The sequence below is a fragment of the Nocardia sp. NPDC056000 genome, assembly GCF_042269265.1.
Classification (GTDB): Bacteria; Actinomycetota; Actinomycetes; order Mycobacteriales; family Mycobacteriaceae; genus Nocardia.
This window is the reverse complement of the sequence record NZ_JBHJXS010000001.1, coordinates 282,640-298,808: the sequence shown is the minus strand read 5'-3', so window position 1 is coordinate 298,808 and position 16,169 is coordinate 282,640. Positions and strand designations below refer to the sequence as shown.

Below are 16,169 nucleotides of genomic sequence, written 5' to 3'. Positions count from 1 at the left end.
GCTCACCCCGGGTCGAGCGTTGTCCAGGTCCGGGGCGTTCACTCACCGCGAGGCAGTCACACACACATGCGCATTCCGTTCGATCCGCGCCGCAGCAAACGCCGGACCAATCCCGAGGGCACCATGTCCCTCGTGGAGCATCTGGCCGAGCTCCGTTATCGATTGCTCGTCGCACTGGCGGCCATCTCGGTCACCACGCTGCTGGGATTCTTCTGGTACTCGCACTCGTTCCTCGGGATCGAGAGCCTCGGTGATGTGCTGACCGGGCCGTACTGTGAACTGCCCGCGTCCTCCCGCGCCAATATCAGCCCCGATGGGGCGTGCCGCCTGCTGGCGACCGCGCCGTTCGAACAGTTCATGCTGCGATTGCAGGTCGGCGCGACCGCGGGTGTGGTCATGGCCAGCCCGTTCTGGCTGTATCAGCTGTGGGCGTTCGTGACGCCCGGGCTGTACGCCAAGGAGCGCAAGTACGCGGTCTCGTTCGTCACCGCGGGTGCGACGCTGTTCGTCGCGGGCGCGGTGCTGGCGTACTGGATTGTGGCGCACGCCTTGAGCTTTCTGCTCACCATCGGCAACAACACCCAGATCACCGCGCTCAGCGGTTCGCTGTATTTCGGGTTCATCATCAAGCTGCTGATCATCTTCGGCGTGAGCTTCGAGACGCCGCTGCTGATCGTGGGCCTGAACTTCCTGGGCGTGCTCACCTATGAGCGGCTCACCAAGTGGCGGCGCGGCTTGATCTTCGGCCTGTTCGTATTCGCGGCCATCGTGACACCGCAGGACCCGTTCTCCATGCTGGCGCTCGCGCTGGCGCTGACCGTGCTGTTCGAGATCGCGGTGCAGATCGCGCGCGTCAACGATAAGCGCAAGGCGCGCAATGCCGAGAACTGGAACAACCTGTCCGATGACGAGGCCTCACCGCTCGGGGACACCGGCGGCGGCATCGATGCGGCAACCCCCGTGGAGACTCCCGAACCGGTCGCCGCGGCCACGCCGGAGAAAACAACGCGAAGCGTGTCGGATTACTCCGATACCCTCTGACGGTGACATCAAGGTCGCTTACTGGCGAATTGGCGGCATTCGCCGCCGAGCTGAAATTCGAGCTGGATCCGTTCCAGCGGCAGTCCTGTGAGGCGCTCGCGGGCGGGCACAGCGTGCTCGTCTGCGCGCCCACCGGTGCGGGTAAGACCGTGGTCGGTGAATTCGCGGTGCATCTGGCGCTGGCCTCGGGCGGGAAGTGTTTCTACACCACGCCGATCAAGGCGCTGTCGAACCAGAAATTCGCCGATCTGACCGCCCGCTACGGGCGCGAATCGGTGGGTCTGCTCACCGGTGACCAGTCCATCAACCCGCACGCCTCGGTCGTGGTGATGACCACCGAGGTGCTGCGGAACATGCTGTACGCGAGTTCGGATGCGCTGCAAGGGCTCTCGTACGTGGTGATGGACGAGGTGCACTATCTGGCGGACCGGTTCCGCGGCGCGGTGTGGGAGGAGGTCATCCTGCACCTGTCGCCCGAGGTGCGGCTGGCGTGCCTGTCCGCCACGGTCAGCAATGCCGAGGAGTTCGGCGCGTGGATGGAAACCGTGCGCGGGGATACCGCGGTCATCGTGGACGAGACCCGGCCGGTGCCGCTGTCCCAGCACGTCATGGTCGGGCGGCGCATGTTCGATCTCTTCGACTCCCGATCCAGCGATCAGAAGGTCCTGGTCGACGAGGATCTGGTGCGCTTCATCAAACAGCGCGAAGCCGCGGACCGGACCGAGAATTTCGGCGTGCCCGGTCGGGGGCGCGGCGGTCCGCGCCGGTTCTTCCGGCCGGTGCCCCGGCCCGAGGTGATCGCCAAACTCGATGACGAGGGGCTGCTCCCGGCCATCACGTTCATCTTCAGTCGCGCGGGATGCGATGGGGCGCTTGCCCAATGCGTGCGCTCGCGGCTGGACCTCTCGCGCGATGAGGATCGCGAGGAGGTCGACGCGATCATCGAGAAGCACACCGGCGATCTGCCGCGCGGTGATCTCGAGGTGCTCGGCTACTGGGAATGGCGCGAGGGACTGCACCGGGGATTCGCGGCGCATCACGCGGGCATGCTGCCCGCCTTCCGGCATACCGTCGAGGATCTGTTCGTGCACGGTCTGGTGCGGGCCGTATTCGCCACGGAGACACTGGCTCTGGGCATCAATATGCCCGCGCGCACCGTGGTGCTCGAACGCCTGATGAAGTTCAACGGCGAAACGCACGCGGAGCTGACCCCGGGCGAGTACACCCAGCTCACCGGGCGGGCCGGGCGGCGCGGTATCGACGTCGAGGGCCACGCGGTGGTCATGTGGAATCCGGATGTGGACACCAGCGCGGTGGCCGGATTGGCTTCCACCCGAACGTATCCGCTCAAGAGCTCGTTCCGGCCCGGGTACAACATGTCCATCAATCTGGTGGATCGGATGGGTGCGGAGAACTCGCGGGCGCTGCTGGAGCGCTCGTTCGCGCAGTTCCAGGCCGACCGCTCGGTGGTGGGGCTGGTGCGCGGTATCGACAAGAACGAATCGGCCATGCGCAAGCTGCGCTCGCAGCTCGGCGATGACGATTTCCTCGAGTACATCCAACTGCGCGAACGCATTCGGGGCCGGGAACGTCAGATCGAGAATCAGGGCCGCACCGATCGGCGGTCGGCGGCGGTGAACGCACTGGCCGCGCTGCGGCGCGGCGATGTGGTGGCCATTCCGGCGGGTCGGCGCCAGGGACTCGCGGTGATTCTGGAAGCCGATGCGACACCGGGTGATCCGCGTCCGCTGGTGCTCACCGAGGACAAATGGGCGGGCCGGGTCTCGGCCGCGGACTTCCCGACACCCGCGCAATCACTGGGCCATCTGCGGTTGCCGCGGCATGTGGACCATCGCACCGCGCGGGTGCGGCGCGATCTGGCGTCGGCGCTGCGCAGCACCGGCATCGTGGTGCCGGGGCGCGGTCGCACCGGTAAGAAGTCCAAGGCCGCGGACGATCACGAATTGCAGTCGCTGCGGCGGGCCCTGCGCAACCATCCGGCGCACGCACGGCCGGATCGGGAACAGTTGGCGCGCATCGGCGAACGCTATAACCGGCTCGCGCGCGAGACCGAATCGCTGCGTCAGCAGGTGGCGTCGACGACCAATTCGCTGGCGCGCACCTTCGACCGGATTCTCGCGTTGCTCGCCGAACGCGGATACGTGGAAGACGGTGAGGTGACCGCCGACGGCAGGCGACTCGCGCGCATCTACGCCGAGGCCGATCTCGTTGTTGCCGAAAGTCTGCGGCAGGGGCTGTGGCGCGGCCTCGGCCCGGCCGAATTGGCCGCCGCGGTATCGATCCTGGTGTTCGAATCCCGCCAGGAGGGCGGCTATCTCGGCGCTTCCGGGCCTACCGCCCCGATCCGCCGGGCCGTGGACGCCACCATCGGGGTGTGGTCGCAGCTGCGCGCGGATGAGGCCAAGCATCGGCTCTCGCCCACCCGCGAACCCGATCTGGGTTTTGTCACGGGTATGCATTCCTGGGCGCGCGGCGATGACCTCGCCGACGCCCTGCTGGCCAGTGGCGATCGCGGAAATCCGCTCTCGGCGGGCGATTTCGTGCGCTGGTGCCGGCAGGTCATCGACATGCTGGATCAGATCCACAACACCGCCGACGATGTGGAGGTCGCGGCCACAGCGGCCAAGGCGGTCAAGGCTATTCGGCGGGGTGTCGTCGCGGTGGACGCCGCGTAGCGAATGTGACTGTGCTTTGATTCTTTCAGACGTACCGACCGCGGTGGGTTCACGAGCGTGTTCCCGCTCGGGGGGCTAGCGTGTGTACATCGGATTGCGAGTGGAGGCAAGCAAATGAGCGGCCCGTACGGACCGAACGACGCCCCAGGCACTGGGGAGGGACGCAACGATCCGACGCAGCAGTGGGGCGGCGGTCAGCCGCAGCCCGGCGGCGCTCCGGGTCAGAACTGGGGTGGGCAGCCCGCGCAGCCGACCACGAATTGGGGTGACCAGCAGCAGCCGTGGGCGCAGAGCCAGCCGCAGCAGCCGCAGCCCGGTCAGCAGTGGGGGCAGAGTCAGCCGCAATGGCCGCAACAGGGTCAGCCGCAGCAGCCCGCCACCGGCGGTCAGGAGTGGGGCCAGCAGCCGCAGCCCGGTCAGCAGTGGGCGGGGAGCCAGCCGCAGTGGCCGCAGCAGGGTCAGCCCGGGCAGCCCGGCTGGGATCAGTCCCAGCCCGGCGGTCAGCAGTGGCCGCAGCCGCAGCCCGCGAAAAAGAAGAAGACCGGTCTGATCATCGGCATCGCGCTGGCGGTCCTGGTGGTGCTCGGCGCCATCGTCGGCGGTGTGGTGGTGCTGACCGCCAAGGATCAGCTCGACAACAAGGCCGTGGCCACCGGTGTGCAGAAGGTGCTCAAGGATTCCTACGGCATCGAGGATGTCCAGGATGTGAGCTGCCCGTCCGGCCAGAAGGTCGAGGTCGACAAGACCTTCGACTGCTCGCTCAAAGTCGGCGGTGAGGCCAAGAAGGTCACCATCAAGGTCACCAAGGATGACGGCACCTACGAGGTGGGTCGTCCCAGCTGATCCGGTGCGATAGGCGTTGGCAACCCGGGGCGAGAGCGTTTCGCCCCGGGTTTCGTCATTTCCGGGGGTGGTTGCGGTGAATGCGCTGGAAGGGACTGTCCGGGGTGAGCGGGAGGGATATCGGGAGTACAGTGGCCACAAGATCGTGTTAGCCGATAGGAGTGTGGGGGGCGTGATGATGAAAAACGCTGCGCGCAAAGCCGGTTGGACCGTGACCTCGATCGCGGCGCTGGCCGCCGCCTTCGCCCCCGCCGCCGTGGTCAATGCCGCGGGACCCGATCCGGTGGTCTACGACTGCACCCGCACCACCGATCAAGCGGTGCAGCGGCCCTCGAACGTCCTGCTCGCCTGCGGTGACGGTGGGCTGTGGGTCAAGGACATCACCTGGACCAGCTGGGGGCCGAATACCGCCGAGGGCGACGGCACCCAGTCCCGGCGGACCTGCGTACCCAATTGCGCGCAGGGCGGTGTCGCCACCGGGCCCACGCACATCACGCTGACCGATGTGCAGGGCAATCGTTTTCGGCAGGCCGTGATCACCGATCTGAACGGTAAGCAGGAGACCTGGCCGATGTGAGCCGGAGCCCGGCCATCGGCCGGGCAGCGTGCTTCAGCGCTTGGCCATGGCCGTGATGAGGCGCTTGACCGGGCTCTCGGCGTTGTACGCGACCGCGAGGGCTTGCAGCTCTTCGGGATTCGCGGGTTCACGGGGGAGTAGATCCGGCCTGGAGAACTCGACCGTGGCATCCTGGACCACCCGCACGACGGGTGCGGCGGCCTTCAAATAGTCTTCCGCGGCAACGAGTTTGGCGCGCACGCCCTTGGCCATATCGGAGTCCGGATCGGCGGCCGCGGCGCGCAGCGATTCGATCGAACCGAATTTGGAGACGAGCTGGGCGGCGGATTTATCGCCGATACCCGCGACACCGGGCAGACCGTCCGAGGCGTCACCGCGCAGAGTCGCCATATCGGCGTACAGCGGGCCCGCGTTCTCTTGTGGCACACCGTATTTCGCCGAAACCTCGGCAGGGCCCCAGAGTTCGGCCTTGGACAGGCCGCGCCCGACATAGAACACCCGCACCGGGGGAGCCGGGGTATCGCGAACCAGTTGCAGCAGATCGCGATCGCCGCTCACCACGATCACCTCGCTATCGCGCTCCACCGTGGCCAGCGTGCCGATCACATCGTCGGCCTCCAGCCCCTCCGCGCCCGCGGTCGCGATCCCGGCGGCCTCCAGCACGGCCATGATCATGTCCACCTGTGGGGTCAACGTGTCCGGAACCTCTTCCGCCACAGCGTCGATGGCGTCCGCGGGCTGTTCCTCCGCGACCCGGTGCGCCTTGTACGACGGAATCAGATCGACCCGGAACTTGGGCCGCCAATCCAGATCCAGGCATACCACCAGTCGGCTCGGCGCATGCTGTTTGACCAGCGCCGCGACCATATCGGTGAACCCGCGCACCGCGTTCACCGGTTGCCCGTCCGGCGCGGTGATCTTCTCCGGAATCGCGTAGAAGGCGCGGAACCAGAGACTGGCGCCGTCGAGCAGCAGCAGGGGACCGGTGGCGGGAGCGCTCATAACGCCAAACGCTACCGCGCACCCCCGACACCGCGCGGCACGGCACGACGTGAGCGCGTTACCAGATCAGGACGCCGCCGCCGACTTCCAGAGCGCGTGCCGCGGCGGCTTCGATATGGGTCAGGCGCGCGGCGATGCGTTCGGTGTGCACTTCGCGGGGATGGGAGTCGTCGGCCTGTGCCGCGATCGCGTCCAGATGCGCACGCAGCAGCGCGCATTCGTCGAGGAATTCCGGGACCGCGTGCGGGAGGACGGTGAGGTCGCCGCGCGCCAGGACGGGAAAGTAGTACGCGCCCAAGGCCAGGACGGCGGTGGAGCCCCAGACGGTCGTACGCCAGCGTTCGAACCCGGCAAGTTCGCCGCCAGGTGTCGGCGGGTCGAGCAATTGCCAGGCGCGGTTCTCGTCGAGAACATAGGCGTAGACGGAAAGGCTCATTTGCCAAGCATGCGCTGACGATCACGGCGGTCCGCGCAGGGGTTGCCCGATTGGTCGTGATTCTCGGCGATCACCCAGGTCGCGCGACGAAGAATGTGGCCGTCATCGCGCACAGAACTCTGCCGTGCGACGGCTCACCATGAACCGTGCGACGGCTGACTTCGAACCGAGTGCTGGCCGGCCTCGAGTCATGCGATGGCCTGCGTCGAGCTGCGCGATGGCTGACCCCGAGCCGCGCGAAGGACTGACGGTGATCGAAATCGATGGCGGCGCTGGATGATTCGAGGCGGACGCGGTGTGTTCGCGGATCCACCGTGATGACCTTGCCCGGGCTGTCGGGGGTACCGGGTAACGTCGGGGGCTATGAGCTCTCATGACGAGACACGATTCGGAGCGGACGTCTACGGGGCGCGGCTGGAGCGGGCGGCGGAGCTGACGCGGGCCGCCCATCTGGACGCACTGCTCATCACCCCCGGGCCGGATCTGCAATATCTGATCGGGTCCCGGGCGCAGTCGCACGAGCGGTTGACCTGCCTGGTGGTGCCCGCCTCGGGTGAGACGCCGTCCGTGGTGATCCCCAAATTGGAGTTGGCGGCGCTGGGGCCGTCCGCGGTCGCCGAGCTGGGTCTGCGGATCGTGGACTGGGTGGACGGCGTCGATTCGCACGGGCTGGTGAAGTCCATTCTCAATGCCGGCGCCCGCACCGCCGTCGATGACAATATGCCCGCGCTGCATTTGCTGCCGATCACCGATCGGCTCGGCACGCTGCCGGTCTCGGCCACGCCGGTGCTGCGCGAATTGCGAATGCTGAAGGACCCCAGCGAGATCGACGCGCTGCGTCGCGCGGGCGCGGCCATCGATCGGGTGCACGCCCGCATGGGTGAGTTCCTGCGCGCCGGGCGCACCGAGGCCGAGGTCGCCGCGGATATCACCGCCGCCATCATCGCCGAGGGCCATACCCGCGCCGCGTTCGTGATCGTCGGTAGCGGCCCGCATGGCGCGGACCCGCATCACGAGGTCTCCGATCGCGTGATCGAGGACGGTGATGTGGTGGTCATCGATATCGGCGGTCCCGTCGAACCCGGCTATTTCTCCGATTCCACCCGGACCTATGTGCTGGGTGAGCCGTCCGAGGAGATCGCCGAACAGTTCGCGGTGCTCGAGCGCGCGCAGGCCGCGGCCGTCGCCGCGGTGCGGCCGGGTGTCACCGCCGAATCGGTCGATGCCGCCGCCCGCGATCTGCTGGCCGCCGCCGAACTGGCCGAATACTTCGTGCATCGCACCGGCCACGGCATCGGCCTGTCCGTGCACGAGGAGCCGTACATTGTCGCGGGCAATGATCTCGTGCTCGAAGAGGGCATGGCCTTCAGCATCGAACCGGGCATCTACTTCGCCGGTGAATGGGGAGCCCGCATCGAGGACATCGTGGTCGTGACCGCCGACGGCTGCGAATCGGTGAACAAGCGCCCGCACGGCCTCACCCGCCTGTAAAGCGCCGTACCGCAAGAGGTTTCACCGAGCTCCGCGACCTGTTTCGCGGAGCTCGGTTGTTTCCGAGGTGATTCCCGTCGAAGCCGGTCTCAGCGCTGAGCCGCTCCGGGCTTGAAGCCGCTGCTGGACAGTACGCGCCGCACGGCGATGGCGATGACCACGCGCGTCGGGTTCTCGCGCGGCTGACGGTAGCGACCGGCGTACCGCACTTCCGCCGCAGCGACGTCGGCGGGCGCGTCGAGGACCGTTGCCGGACCCTCCAGGGTCAGCCAGCGCGCACCGTCCACCTGGCTCACCGCCGCGTAACCGCCGCGCCGCACATTGCGCACCTTCATCGATCCGCCATCGGTGATGATGCGTGCGATCCCGGCCTCCGGATCCCAGGTGAATCCGACCGCGACCACGTGCGGAGTCCCGTCGGCGCGCAACGTGGTGAGGGTGGCGAGGTGGCGCTCGGTCACGAATTCGATGGCGGCGGGCGAGAGTTCGGGGCTGGTTGACGTGGTCGGCATGCGCAGAACGCTAGCAACCCCCGACCGATGCCCGTGCGTGGCGTGCGCGATGCGCCGTGCGGGGCCTGGACCTGGTGTTGGTCGTTGCGGGTCGGCCACCTCGGCGCGCCGGTGCGGGCGGGGCGAATGGCAGACTGTTCGCCATGGGAATGGGTTCGCGGGATGCCGATGCGGGCGTCGTGTTGTTGCTGGGTGGGCGCAGTGAGATCGGGCTCGAAGTGGCGCGGCGGCTGGCTCCGGGTCGGGTGGTGGTGCTGGCGGCGCGCCGGGCCGACGACCTGGGACCGCAGCGGGCTGAAATGGGCAGGTCGGGGGCGGCCGAGGTGCATTGCGTGGAGTTCGACGCCGATGATTTCGCGAGTCATCAATCGCTGTTGGAGAAGGTCACGGCCGAGTACGGACCGCTCGGGGTGACGGTGCTGGCGTTCGGGGTGCTGGGTGATCAGGCGCGCGCGGAACATGATCCGGCGCATGCGGTCGCGGTGGTGCAGACCGACTATGTGGCGCAGGTGAGTGTGCTCACCAGTCTGGCGAATCTGTTGCGCGCGCAGGGAAATGGGCAGATCGTGGCGTTCAGCTCGATCGCGGGCGTGCGGACGCGGCGCGCCAACTACGTCTACGGTTCGGCCAAGGCGGGTCTGGACGGTTTCGTCACCGGTCTCCAGGATGCGTTGTACGGCACCGGGGTTCACCTGCTGCTGGTGCGCTCGGGCTTCGTCATCGGCCGCATGACCGCGGGCATGGATCCGGCTCCGCTGTCCAGCACCCCCGATCAGGTGGCGGACGCGGTGGTCTCCGCGCTGTACCGGCGCTCGCGCGTGGTGAGTGTGCCGCGCACCATCAAACTCATGTTCATGGCCATGCACTTTGTGCCGCAGTCGATCTGGCGGCGGATGCCGCGATGACCCGCCCGGTGTCCTGGCCCGCGGAGCGCCCGATCGTGGTCGCGGGTATCGGCGCGGACGGCTGGGACGGTCTCGGCGGCCCCGCGCGCCGCGCCGTGGCCGACGCCCAGGTGCTGTTCGGCTCGCCCCGTCAACTGGCCCTGATACCCGATTCCGAATGCGCGGCCGAGCGCGTGGCCTGGCCGTCCCCGCTGGTTCCCGCCCTGCCCGGCCTGCTGAATCAGCATGCGGGCCTGCGGGTTTGCGTACTGGCGAGTGGCGATCCGATGTTCTACGGCATCGGGGTGACCCTGGAGCGGCTGGTCGGCGCCGCGGCCCTGCGGGTGCTGCCGCAGCCCTCCTCGGCCTCGCTGGCTTGTGCCCGACTCGGCTGGAATCTGGCGCAGACCCCGGTGGTGAGCGTCGTCGGCCGCCGCCTGGAGACCGTACTTCCCGAATTATCGGACGGCCGCAGGATTCTCGTGCTGAGCGAGGATGAGCACACCCCGGCCCGGTTGGCGGAGATGCTGTCCCGCAACGGTTTCGGTGATTCCCACCTCACGGTTCTGGAGCAGCTCGGCGGCCCGGAGGAACTACTGGCCGCCGCACGCGCCGTGAATTGGCAACGGGCGGCCGGAAATCCGCTCAATATCGTCGCCATCGACTGTGTGGCCGACCGGACGGTGACCCGTCTGACCCGGCTGCCGGGTCTCCCGGATGCGGTCTACGCCGGGGATGGCCAGCTCACCAAGTCCGAGATCCGCGCGCTGACCCTGACCGCTCTCGCTCCCGCCCCCGGCGAGCTGCTCTGGGATATCGGCGGCGGTTCGGGCACGATCGCCATCGAATGGTGCCGCACCCATCCGGCCTGCCGGGCACTCACTTTCGAACGGGTCGAGAGCCGTCGCAGGCAGATCACCGAGAATGCGGCCGCCCTCGGCGTTCCCGCCGTCGAAGTACACGGTGCCGCCCCCGATTCCTTTGCAGAGCTGCCCGATCCGGATGCGATATTCCTGGGCGGCGGACTGACCCAGCAGGGAATGTTCGACGCCTGCTGGAATCGGCTATCGCGCGGTGGTCGACTGGTCGCCAATTCCGTGACGGTCGAATCCGATGCGCTATTGACCGCGCTGGCCGCCGAATACGGTGGCGCGCTTCGCAAATTCCAGGTCTATCGTGCCGAACCACTCGGCGGATTCACCGCGTGGCGTCCGCAGCTTCCGGTCACCCAGTGGTCGGTCGTCAAACCGCTGTAGGTGGCCGCGGTTATTTGAGCCGGGGCTTGCCGGAGAGTTCGTCGAGATACCAGCCGCGCGGATATTCCGGTGCTGCGGATTGTGCGGGCGGCTGGGCATCGGACGAATCCGGTGGGAGCGAGTCCGACGGTTTTATCATCAGAAGTAGGACCGCCACCAGGGGCAGTGACGCGATGGCGACAATGGCGAAAAGCTGCATACTTGGCGCTTACCCACATCCGTCGCCGCCACGCATCGGCGACGGTCGGCTGGATCCCGCGTCACAGTCGATGTCGCACCGCATGGGACGACCGCGCGCGGTGTTCAGCCTCTGCTGAACACCGCGGCGAGTTCGAGTGTGTCCCCGCGCAGTTCGCCGATTTCGGCGGCCTGCTGGACGGTGAGCTGCCCCGAAGCGAGTCCCAGTACGGTCGCGGGCTCGCCGTGGAATACCGTCGCCGGATATTCATCGGGATCGAGCATCGCGTGCGTGCCGGTCGCATCGACGCGAACCGCGACCAGGGTGCCGTCGACCTCCACGCCCACCACGGTCGGCGTCTCGGTTCTTTTGTCGTGCATCAGCGCGCGCAGGGCCACCACCAGCCAGTGCGTGCGAAAGGTCTCCTCGTGCTGCGGACCCGACGCCATCAGCGGCGCGCTCCAGGTCACCAGCGAATCGACGGTGCCGCGGAGTTCTTCACCCCAGGAGGTGAGGCGATAGCTGACGCCTCTGACACCGGGTTCGAGGCTACGCCGGATCACGCCCGCGCTCTCCAGCCCGCGCAAGCGCTCCGCGAGCAGATTGGTCGCGATACCCGGCAGCGCCGCGTGTAGATCGCTGTATCGCGCTGGGCGGATGAGCAATTCGCGCACGATCAGCAGATTCCAGCGTTCGCCGATGATGTCGAGCGCGCGGGCCAGCCCGCAGTACTGACCGTAGGTCCGCGTGGAGTTCGGTGGTCGCATTCCTGTCTTCCGAATCGGGGAGGAGGGCGTGCCGATGAGGAGCGTGCAACCTAACTACTACGTACGTACGGCGATAGTAGATGGCGGTATCCGCCTGCGCAACAAAGGGTCCGGGCGGCGCGGTGCGTACACGCCGGAATTCACCAGGACAGCGAAGCATTCAGAATGAAACGTGTGCGAGTCGGCGGTAGGGTGGCCAGCGGTGATCCGGCTGTTGCCGGATCCGACTGTTAGAGCTCTATTGGGAGATTCATGAAGTACACGAAGTATGTGGCGACGGCATTCATTGCGGCGGCGGCGACAACGATCGCGGCGGGCACCGGATATGCGGCTCCGGCGGCTCCGGCTCCGGCTGTGCAGGACCAGCAGGATTTGCCGCAGATGAAGGGCAGCCAGCAGGGTGTCGACTATGTGGTGAATCTGGCGCAGGCCGGAAATGGCATCATTACCCAGGTGACCGGCGGACAGTTCAGCATGAGCGCCGATGGGAAGTCGGTGGCGCTGCAGAACAAGGATGGCGCGGTTCTCACTCGGGTGAATTTGTCCAGTGTGGTGGCCGGTAAGCAGATCGATCTGGCGGCCGCGATCGATCAGGACGGGCGGCAGTTGACGCTCACCTCGGATGCCACCCCGGTCATGTCCGCGAAGGAAATCAGCGGCGTGGATTGGTTCATCTCCGAATTGCAGCGTGCGGCGATCGGCGGATTGATCGGTGGTCTCATCGGTCTGATCTTCATCGGTATCGGCGCGATCCCGGGCGCGATCATCGGCCTGCTGGTGGTCGGTGGGCAGCCGCTGATCGATTCGGGTTCCGCGGCTCTCACGGGGCAACCCTGAAAACGTTGATTCTGGGCGGGACCCGGGAAGCCCGGGAACTCGCCGCTATCGCTTCCGGTGAGCGGGGATTCGATATCGTATCCTCGCTCGCCGGTCGTGTGCGCGAGCCCGTACTGCCCGTCGGGGCGGTGCGGGTCGGGGGATTCGGGGGAGTCGACGGGCTGCGGGAGTGGCTGGCGGACAATGGGATCGACGCCATTGTCGACGCCACGCATCCGTTCGCCGGGGGGATCACCGCCAATGCCGCGCAGGCCGCCGCGGACGTCGGGTTGCCGGTGCTGCATGTGCGCCGCCCGGGTTGGCGGGAAGAGGCGGGGGACAGGTGGATTCGCATCCCGGATGTGAGTGCCGCGGCCGAAGCCGTTGCCGGACTGGGTGATCGGGTCTTTCTGACCATCGGCCGTCAGGGCGTGGCCGCCTTCGCCGAATCGGCGCAATGGTTTCTGATCCGCGCGATCGACCCGCCGGACGGTGCGATGCCGGTTCGGCATGAATTGCTGCTGGCGCGTGGGCCTTTCAGCGTCGAGGACGAGACGGCACTGCTCGCGGATCGCCGCATCGAGGTCACGGTCACCAAGGACAGCGGGGGAGCGTTGACCGAGGCCAAGCTCACCGCCGCTCGCGCCCTGGGTATTCCGGTGCTGATGATCGATCGCCCGCCGCTGCCCGCGGGAGCGCGGCGGGTGGAAACCGTTGCCGCGGCCTGGGAATGGCTGCGGCAGGCCGGGTCAGGACAGTCGGCTGGCCGGGTCGAGTAGTTCCGGGAGCCGGTCGAACCAGTCCAGCACCGCGCGTTCGTAGCGAATGCCGAAATCCAGTGTCGCGCGTTCGAAGGGCGACATCTGCTGTTCGTCATGCCCGGACAGGTAGCCCGAGAGCCGCTGTTCGTGCAGTGGCCGGTTGGCCGCGATGATGCGCTCCAGCCGGACCGGATCGACGAATTCGCCGAAGGACAGCGTGAGCAGCAGCGGCACCCGAATCGTTTCGGCGCCCGGATCGCGGGCGATCCATTCGGCGAAGGCGTCGCGGCCGTCCTCGGTGATGCGGTACGGGGTGCGATCGCGCGCACCGGTCTCACCCTTTTCGACCAGGCCGTGCTGATGCATGGTCGCCAGTTCGCGGTACACCTGGCTCTGGGTGATGGTCCAGAAATCGCCGATGCGGTCCTGCGCCTGCGCGACCAGATCCCAACCGGACATATCGCCCTGGTGTAGGAAGCCCAATAGCGATGCGGCCGTCGAATTGAGCGGGCGCCGGGTCTTTTCCTCTGCCACTACACTCCTTCCAGCCTGCATTCCACTATGGAATGTTAGTCCCCATATCGCCGGGACGTGTACACCCGGGGTCCTCCGGGCGCGTCGAACACGGTGGTGGTGGACGCACCGATGATCAATAACGTGCGCATATCCACCTCGGCGGGGTCCAATTCGCCCAGGGTGACCACGCGTACGGTCTCGGTCGGACCACCCACATCGCGCCCGATCACCACCGGCGTCTCGGGCTTGCGATGCTCGAGCACCAGATCCCGCATCGCGCCCACCTGCCAGGTGCGCTGCGAGGACGCCGGGTTGTAGACGGCGAACGCCATATCCGCGGCGGCCACCGCGGCGATCCGCCCGGCCACCACCTCCCACGGCTTGAGCCGATCCGAGAGCGAGAGCATGGCGAAATCGTGGCCCAGCGGTGCGCCCATCCGGCTCGCCACCGCACTGGCCGCGGTCACCCCGGGCAGCACCCGCACCGGCACATCACGCCACTGCGGATCGGCCGATTCCTCGACCACCGCCGCCGCCATGGCGAATACCCCGGGATCGCCGCCCGAAACCACGACGACCTTATGCCCGGCCTTGGCCAGATCCAAAGCCATTGCCGCGCGCTCGGATTCGACCTTGTTATCGCTGGAGTGCCGCCGCTGCCCCGCCCGCTCCGGCACCCGATTCACATACGTCGCGTACCCGACGATATCGGTGGCCTCGGCCAGCGCCCGCGTCACCTCCGGCGTGGTCCACTCCGCCGCGCCGGGCCCGAGCCCGACCACAACCACCTCGCCGCGCGAATCACCCGGCGTAACAGCAGGATCGGAGTCCGCCGCCGTCGATCCGCCGTCGGCCGTCGTGGCAGCGTCGAGGTTGAGCACCGCAGCTACCTCGGCGGATTCATGCGATGTCGCGGGCACGGTGGCGGTGCGAGCAATCCGACGCGCGTCGAGGTCGCTCTCGGCAGCGCTGGAAACGTTGTCCGTCAGTGTGATCCGCGTTTGTGGTGTGGGTCCGGGGACGACGGTGATCGCGAAGTAGGGGACGCTGCTCTCATCCACGTCGGCGGCGCGCAGTACGCGCTGGCGGGTGGAGCTGGCGCGTTCCACGTAGTAGGCGTCTTCGAGGCGACCGGCGTCCGAAAGGGCTTGGCGCACATTGGGATAGGTGCGGCCGAGCTTCATGATGGCGGCGGCGTCGGCGGTGCGCAGGCGTTCGGTGAGCTCTTCGACCGGCATGGTGCCGGGCAGGACCGACAGCACCTGTTCGCCTTCGACCAGGGGTGTGCCCAGGGCGGCGGAGGCGGCGCTGACCGAGGTGACGCCGGGGATGATCTCGGAATCGAAGCGGTCCGCCAGGCGGCGGTGCATATGCTGGAAAGAGCTGTAGAAGAACGGATCTCCCGCCGCCAGCAGTGCGACCGTGCGCCCGGCGGCCAGGTGTTCGGCCAGCCGCGCGGCGGCGCTCTCGTAGAATTCGTCGATCGCGCCCTGATAGCCGCCGGGATGATCGGTGGTCTCGGTGGTCACCGGGTAGACCAGGTGTTCCTCGAGCTGTCCCGCCCGCATGTACGGTGCGGCGATGGCGCGCGAGATGCTGCGCCCGTGCTTGGCGCTGTGGAAGGCGATCACATCGGCCGCGCCGATGATCCGCGCCGCCTTGACCGTCACCAATTCCGGATCGCCGGGGCCGAGCCCGACACCCCAGAGCTTGCCGCTCATTCTTGTTCGCTCGCAATCGCATTGAGGGCCGCGGCGGTCATGGCGCTGCCGCCGCGCCGTCCCCGCACGGTGAGGAATTCGATATCCCCGTATTCGGCCAGGGCCTGCTTGGATTCGGCCGCGCCGATGAACCCGACCGGAATGCCGATCACGGCCGCGGGTTTCGGCGCACCGGAGTCGAGCATGTCCAGCAGATGGAACAGCGCGGTCGGGGCGTTGCCGATGGCGATCACGGCCCCGTTCATGCGGTCGCGCAGGAGTTCCAGCGCCGCAACCGATCTGGTGTTGCCCAGCTCCGCCGCGAGTCCCGGCACGCGCGGATCGCCGAGCAGGCACAGCACCTCGTTATCGGCGGGCAGCCGCTTACGAGTCACCCCGGACGCGACCATATTCGCATCGCACAGGATGGGCGCTCCGGCGCGCATCGCCGTGCGCGCGGCGTTCACCACGTCATTGCTGAAGTCCACGTCCGCCGCCAGATCCACCTGCCCGCAGGCGTGAATCATCCGCACCACGACCTGCGAAACATCCGCCGGAAAGCGCGCCAGATCCGCTTCTGCGCGAATCGTGGCGAACGAGCGCCGATAGATCTCGGCCCCGTCGGTGAGGTAGCTGGTACGCACGTCGGACATGGGGTTCACCCTAAGCCGTGCCCGCCAGCGTCCTTGCGCC

Annotated in this window: 17 protein-coding genes; 9 read left to right on the top strand and 8 right to left on the bottom strand. The window is 67.5% G+C overall.

Annotated features, from left to right (window positions below):
* Positions 1-66 precede the first annotated feature (66 nt).
* From tatC to ACFC4D_RS01430, 4 genes are all read left to right on the top strand, one after another.
* Positions 67-1,041, top strand: coding sequence for a twin-arginine translocase subunit TatC (gene tatC / locus ACFC4D_RS01445; RefSeq protein ID WP_376061177.1), 975 nt, complete (start codon positions 67-69; stop codon positions 1,039-1,041).
* A gap of 2 nt (positions 1,042-1,043) precedes the next feature.
* A complete protein-coding gene (locus ACFC4D_RS01440) occupies positions 1,044-3,737 on the top strand; it encodes a DEAD/DEAH box helicase (protein WP_376061176.1) in 2,694 nt (897 codons plus the stop codon).
* A 114-nt stretch (positions 3,738-3,851) separates the two neighbouring features.
* Positions 3,852-4,580: a DUF4333 domain-containing protein gene (locus ACFC4D_RS01435; RefSeq protein ID WP_375967513.1), complete on the top strand. Its 729-nt coding sequence runs from the start codon at positions 3,852-3,854 to the stop codon at positions 4,578-4,580.
* A 175-nt stretch (positions 4,581-4,755) separates the two neighbouring features.
* A complete protein-coding gene (locus tag ACFC4D_RS01430) occupies positions 4,756-5,157 on the top strand; it encodes a hypothetical protein (protein ID WP_376061175.1) in 402 nt (133 codons plus the stop codon).
* Between the two features lie 33 nt (positions 5,158-5,190).
* Here ACFC4D_RS01430 and ACFC4D_RS01425 read toward each other — a convergent pair whose 3' ends face one another.
* A complete protein-coding gene (locus ACFC4D_RS01425; RefSeq protein WP_376061174.1) occupies positions 5,191-6,159 on the bottom strand; it encodes a 5'-3' exonuclease H3TH domain-containing protein in 969 nt (322 codons plus the stop codon).
* A gap of 58 nt (positions 6,160-6,217) precedes the next feature.
* Complete coding sequence (locus tag ACFC4D_RS01420) at positions 6,218-6,595, bottom strand: hypothetical protein (protein WP_375967508.1); 378 nt, start codon at positions 6,593-6,595, stop codon at positions 6,218-6,220.
* A 363-nt stretch (positions 6,596-6,958) separates the two neighbouring features.
* Between ACFC4D_RS01420 and ACFC4D_RS01415 the strand changes: the two genes are divergently transcribed.
* Positions 6,959-8,086 (top strand): Xaa-Pro peptidase family protein, encoded by a 1,128-nt coding sequence (locus ACFC4D_RS01415; protein WP_364634031.1) that lies wholly within the window; start codon positions 6,959-6,961, stop codon positions 8,084-8,086.
* An 89-nt stretch (positions 8,087-8,175) separates the two neighbouring features.
* Here ACFC4D_RS01415 and ACFC4D_RS01410 read toward each other — a convergent pair whose 3' ends face one another.
* Positions 8,176-8,598: a PPOX class F420-dependent oxidoreductase gene (locus tag ACFC4D_RS01410; RefSeq protein WP_364634033.1), complete on the bottom strand. Its 423-nt coding sequence runs from the start codon at positions 8,596-8,598 to the stop codon at positions 8,176-8,178.
* A 149-nt stretch (positions 8,599-8,747) separates the two neighbouring features.
* On the opposite strand from ACFC4D_RS01410, the gene ACFC4D_RS01405 reads away from it, so the two are divergent.
* Both ACFC4D_RS01405 and cbiE read left to right on the top strand, forming a co-directional pair.
* On the top strand, positions 8,748-9,503 hold the full coding sequence (locus tag ACFC4D_RS01405) for an SDR family NAD(P)-dependent oxidoreductase (protein WP_376061875.1): 756 nt from the start codon (positions 8,748-8,750) through the stop codon (positions 9,501-9,503).
* Positions 9,500-10,738 (top strand): precorrin-6y C5,15-methyltransferase (decarboxylating) subunit CbiE, encoded by a 1,239-nt coding sequence (gene cbiE, locus ACFC4D_RS01400; RefSeq protein ID WP_376061173.1) that lies wholly within the window; start codon positions 9,500-9,502, stop codon positions 10,736-10,738. Before ACFC4D_RS01405 ends, cbiE begins: the two co-directional genes overlap by 4 nt.
* 10 nt (positions 10,739-10,748) lie before the next feature.
* Here cbiE and ACFC4D_RS01395 read toward each other — a convergent pair whose 3' ends face one another.
* Positions 10,749-10,937, bottom strand: a complete 189-nt coding sequence (locus ACFC4D_RS01395) for a hypothetical protein (protein WP_375967504.1) — start codon at positions 10,935-10,937, stop codon at positions 10,749-10,751.
* 104 nt (positions 10,938-11,041) lie between these two features.
* Positions 11,042-11,683, bottom strand: a complete 642-nt coding sequence (locus ACFC4D_RS01390; protein WP_376061172.1) for a winged helix-turn-helix transcriptional regulator — start codon at positions 11,681-11,683, stop codon at positions 11,042-11,044.
* A 252-nt stretch (positions 11,684-11,935) separates the two neighbouring features.
* Here ACFC4D_RS01390 and ACFC4D_RS01385 point away from each other — a divergent pair, with 252 nt between their 5' ends.
* Entirely contained in the window at positions 11,936-12,520 is a 585-nt protein-coding gene (locus ACFC4D_RS01385) for a hypothetical protein (RefSeq protein ID WP_375967500.1), read from the top strand.
* Positions 12,517-13,278, top strand: coding sequence for a cobalt-precorrin-6A reductase (locus ACFC4D_RS01380; protein ID WP_376061874.1), 762 nt, complete (start codon positions 12,517-12,519; stop codon positions 13,276-13,278). The genes ACFC4D_RS01385 and ACFC4D_RS01380 overlap by 4 nt, the downstream gene beginning before the upstream one ends.
* On the opposite strand, the gene ACFC4D_RS01375 is transcribed toward ACFC4D_RS01380, so the two are convergent.
* From ACFC4D_RS01375 to ACFC4D_RS01365, 3 genes are read right to left on the bottom strand one after another with little or no spacing between them, the layout of a single operon-like run.
* Positions 13,249-13,794, bottom strand: a complete 546-nt coding sequence (locus tag ACFC4D_RS01375) for a PadR family transcriptional regulator (RefSeq protein ID WP_375967498.1) — start codon at positions 13,792-13,794, stop codon at positions 13,249-13,251. The genes ACFC4D_RS01380 and ACFC4D_RS01375 overlap by 30 nt on opposite strands.
* Positions 13,795-13,829: 35 nt before the next feature.
* Positions 13,830-15,497 (bottom strand): precorrin-3B C(17)-methyltransferase, encoded by a 1,668-nt coding sequence (cobJ, locus tag ACFC4D_RS01370; RefSeq protein ID WP_376061171.1) that lies wholly within the window; start codon positions 15,495-15,497, stop codon positions 13,830-13,832.
* Positions 15,494-16,129 carry a precorrin-8X methylmutase gene (locus ACFC4D_RS01365; RefSeq protein ID WP_376061170.1) on the bottom strand — a complete coding sequence of 212 codons (636 nt, stop codon included), beginning with the start codon at positions 16,127-16,129 and terminating at the stop codon, positions 15,494-15,496. Before ACFC4D_RS01365 ends, cobJ begins: the two co-directional genes overlap by 4 nt.
* Positions 16,130-16,169: the final 40 nt, after the last annotated feature.

What these genes read in the sequence shown, in the direction of transcription:
- tatC (WP_376061177.1), top strand. Translation starts at nt 67, where the DNA reads ATGCGCATTCCGTTCGATCCGCGCCGCAGCAAACGCCGGACCAATCCC.
- ACFC4D_RS01435 (WP_375967513.1), top strand. Translation starts at nt 3,852, where the DNA reads ATGAGCGGCCCGTACGGACCGAACGACGCCCCAGGCACTGGGGAGGGA.
- ACFC4D_RS01430 (WP_376061175.1), top strand. Translation starts at nt 4,756, where the DNA reads ATGATGAAAAACGCTGCGCGCAAAGCCGGTTGGACCGTGACCTCGATC.
- ACFC4D_RS01425 (WP_376061174.1), bottom strand. Translation starts at nt 6,159, where the DNA reads ATGAGCGCTCCCGCCACCGGTCCCCTGCTGCTGCTCGACGGCGCCAGT.
- ACFC4D_RS01420 (WP_375967508.1), bottom strand. Translation starts at nt 6,595, where the DNA reads ATGAGCCTTTCCGTCTACGCCTATGTTCTCGACGAGAACCGCGCCTGG.
- ACFC4D_RS01415 (WP_364634031.1), top strand. Translation starts at nt 6,959, where the DNA reads ATGAGCTCTCATGACGAGACACGATTCGGAGCGGACGTCTACGGGGCG.
- ACFC4D_RS01410 (WP_364634033.1), bottom strand. Translation starts at nt 8,598, where the DNA reads ATGCCGACCACGTCAACCAGCCCCGAACTCTCGCCCGCCGCCATCGAA.
- ACFC4D_RS01405 (WP_376061875.1), top strand. Translation starts at nt 8,748, where the DNA reads ATGGGTTCGCGGGATGCCGATGCGGGCGTCGTGTTGTTGCTGGGTGGG.
- cbiE (WP_376061173.1), top strand. Translation starts at nt 9,500, where the DNA reads ATGACCCGCCCGGTGTCCTGGCCCGCGGAGCGCCCGATCGTGGTCGCG.
- ACFC4D_RS01395 (WP_375967504.1), bottom strand. Translation starts at nt 10,937, where the DNA reads ATGCAGCTTTTCGCCATTGTCGCCATCGCGTCACTGCCCCTGGTGGCG.
- ACFC4D_RS01390 (WP_376061172.1), bottom strand. Translation starts at nt 11,683, where the DNA reads ATGCGACCACCGAACTCCACGCGGACCTACGGTCAGTACTGCGGGCTG.
- ACFC4D_RS01385 (WP_375967500.1), top strand. Translation starts at nt 11,936, where the DNA reads ATGAAGTACACGAAGTATGTGGCGACGGCATTCATTGCGGCGGCGGCG.
- cobJ (WP_376061171.1), bottom strand. Translation starts at nt 15,497, where the DNA reads ATGAGCGGCAAGCTCTGGGGTGTCGGGCTCGGCCCCGGCGATCCGGAA.
- ACFC4D_RS01365 (WP_376061170.1), bottom strand. Translation starts at nt 16,129, where the DNA reads ATGTCCGACGTGCGTACCAGCTACCTCACCGACGGGGCCGAGATCTAT.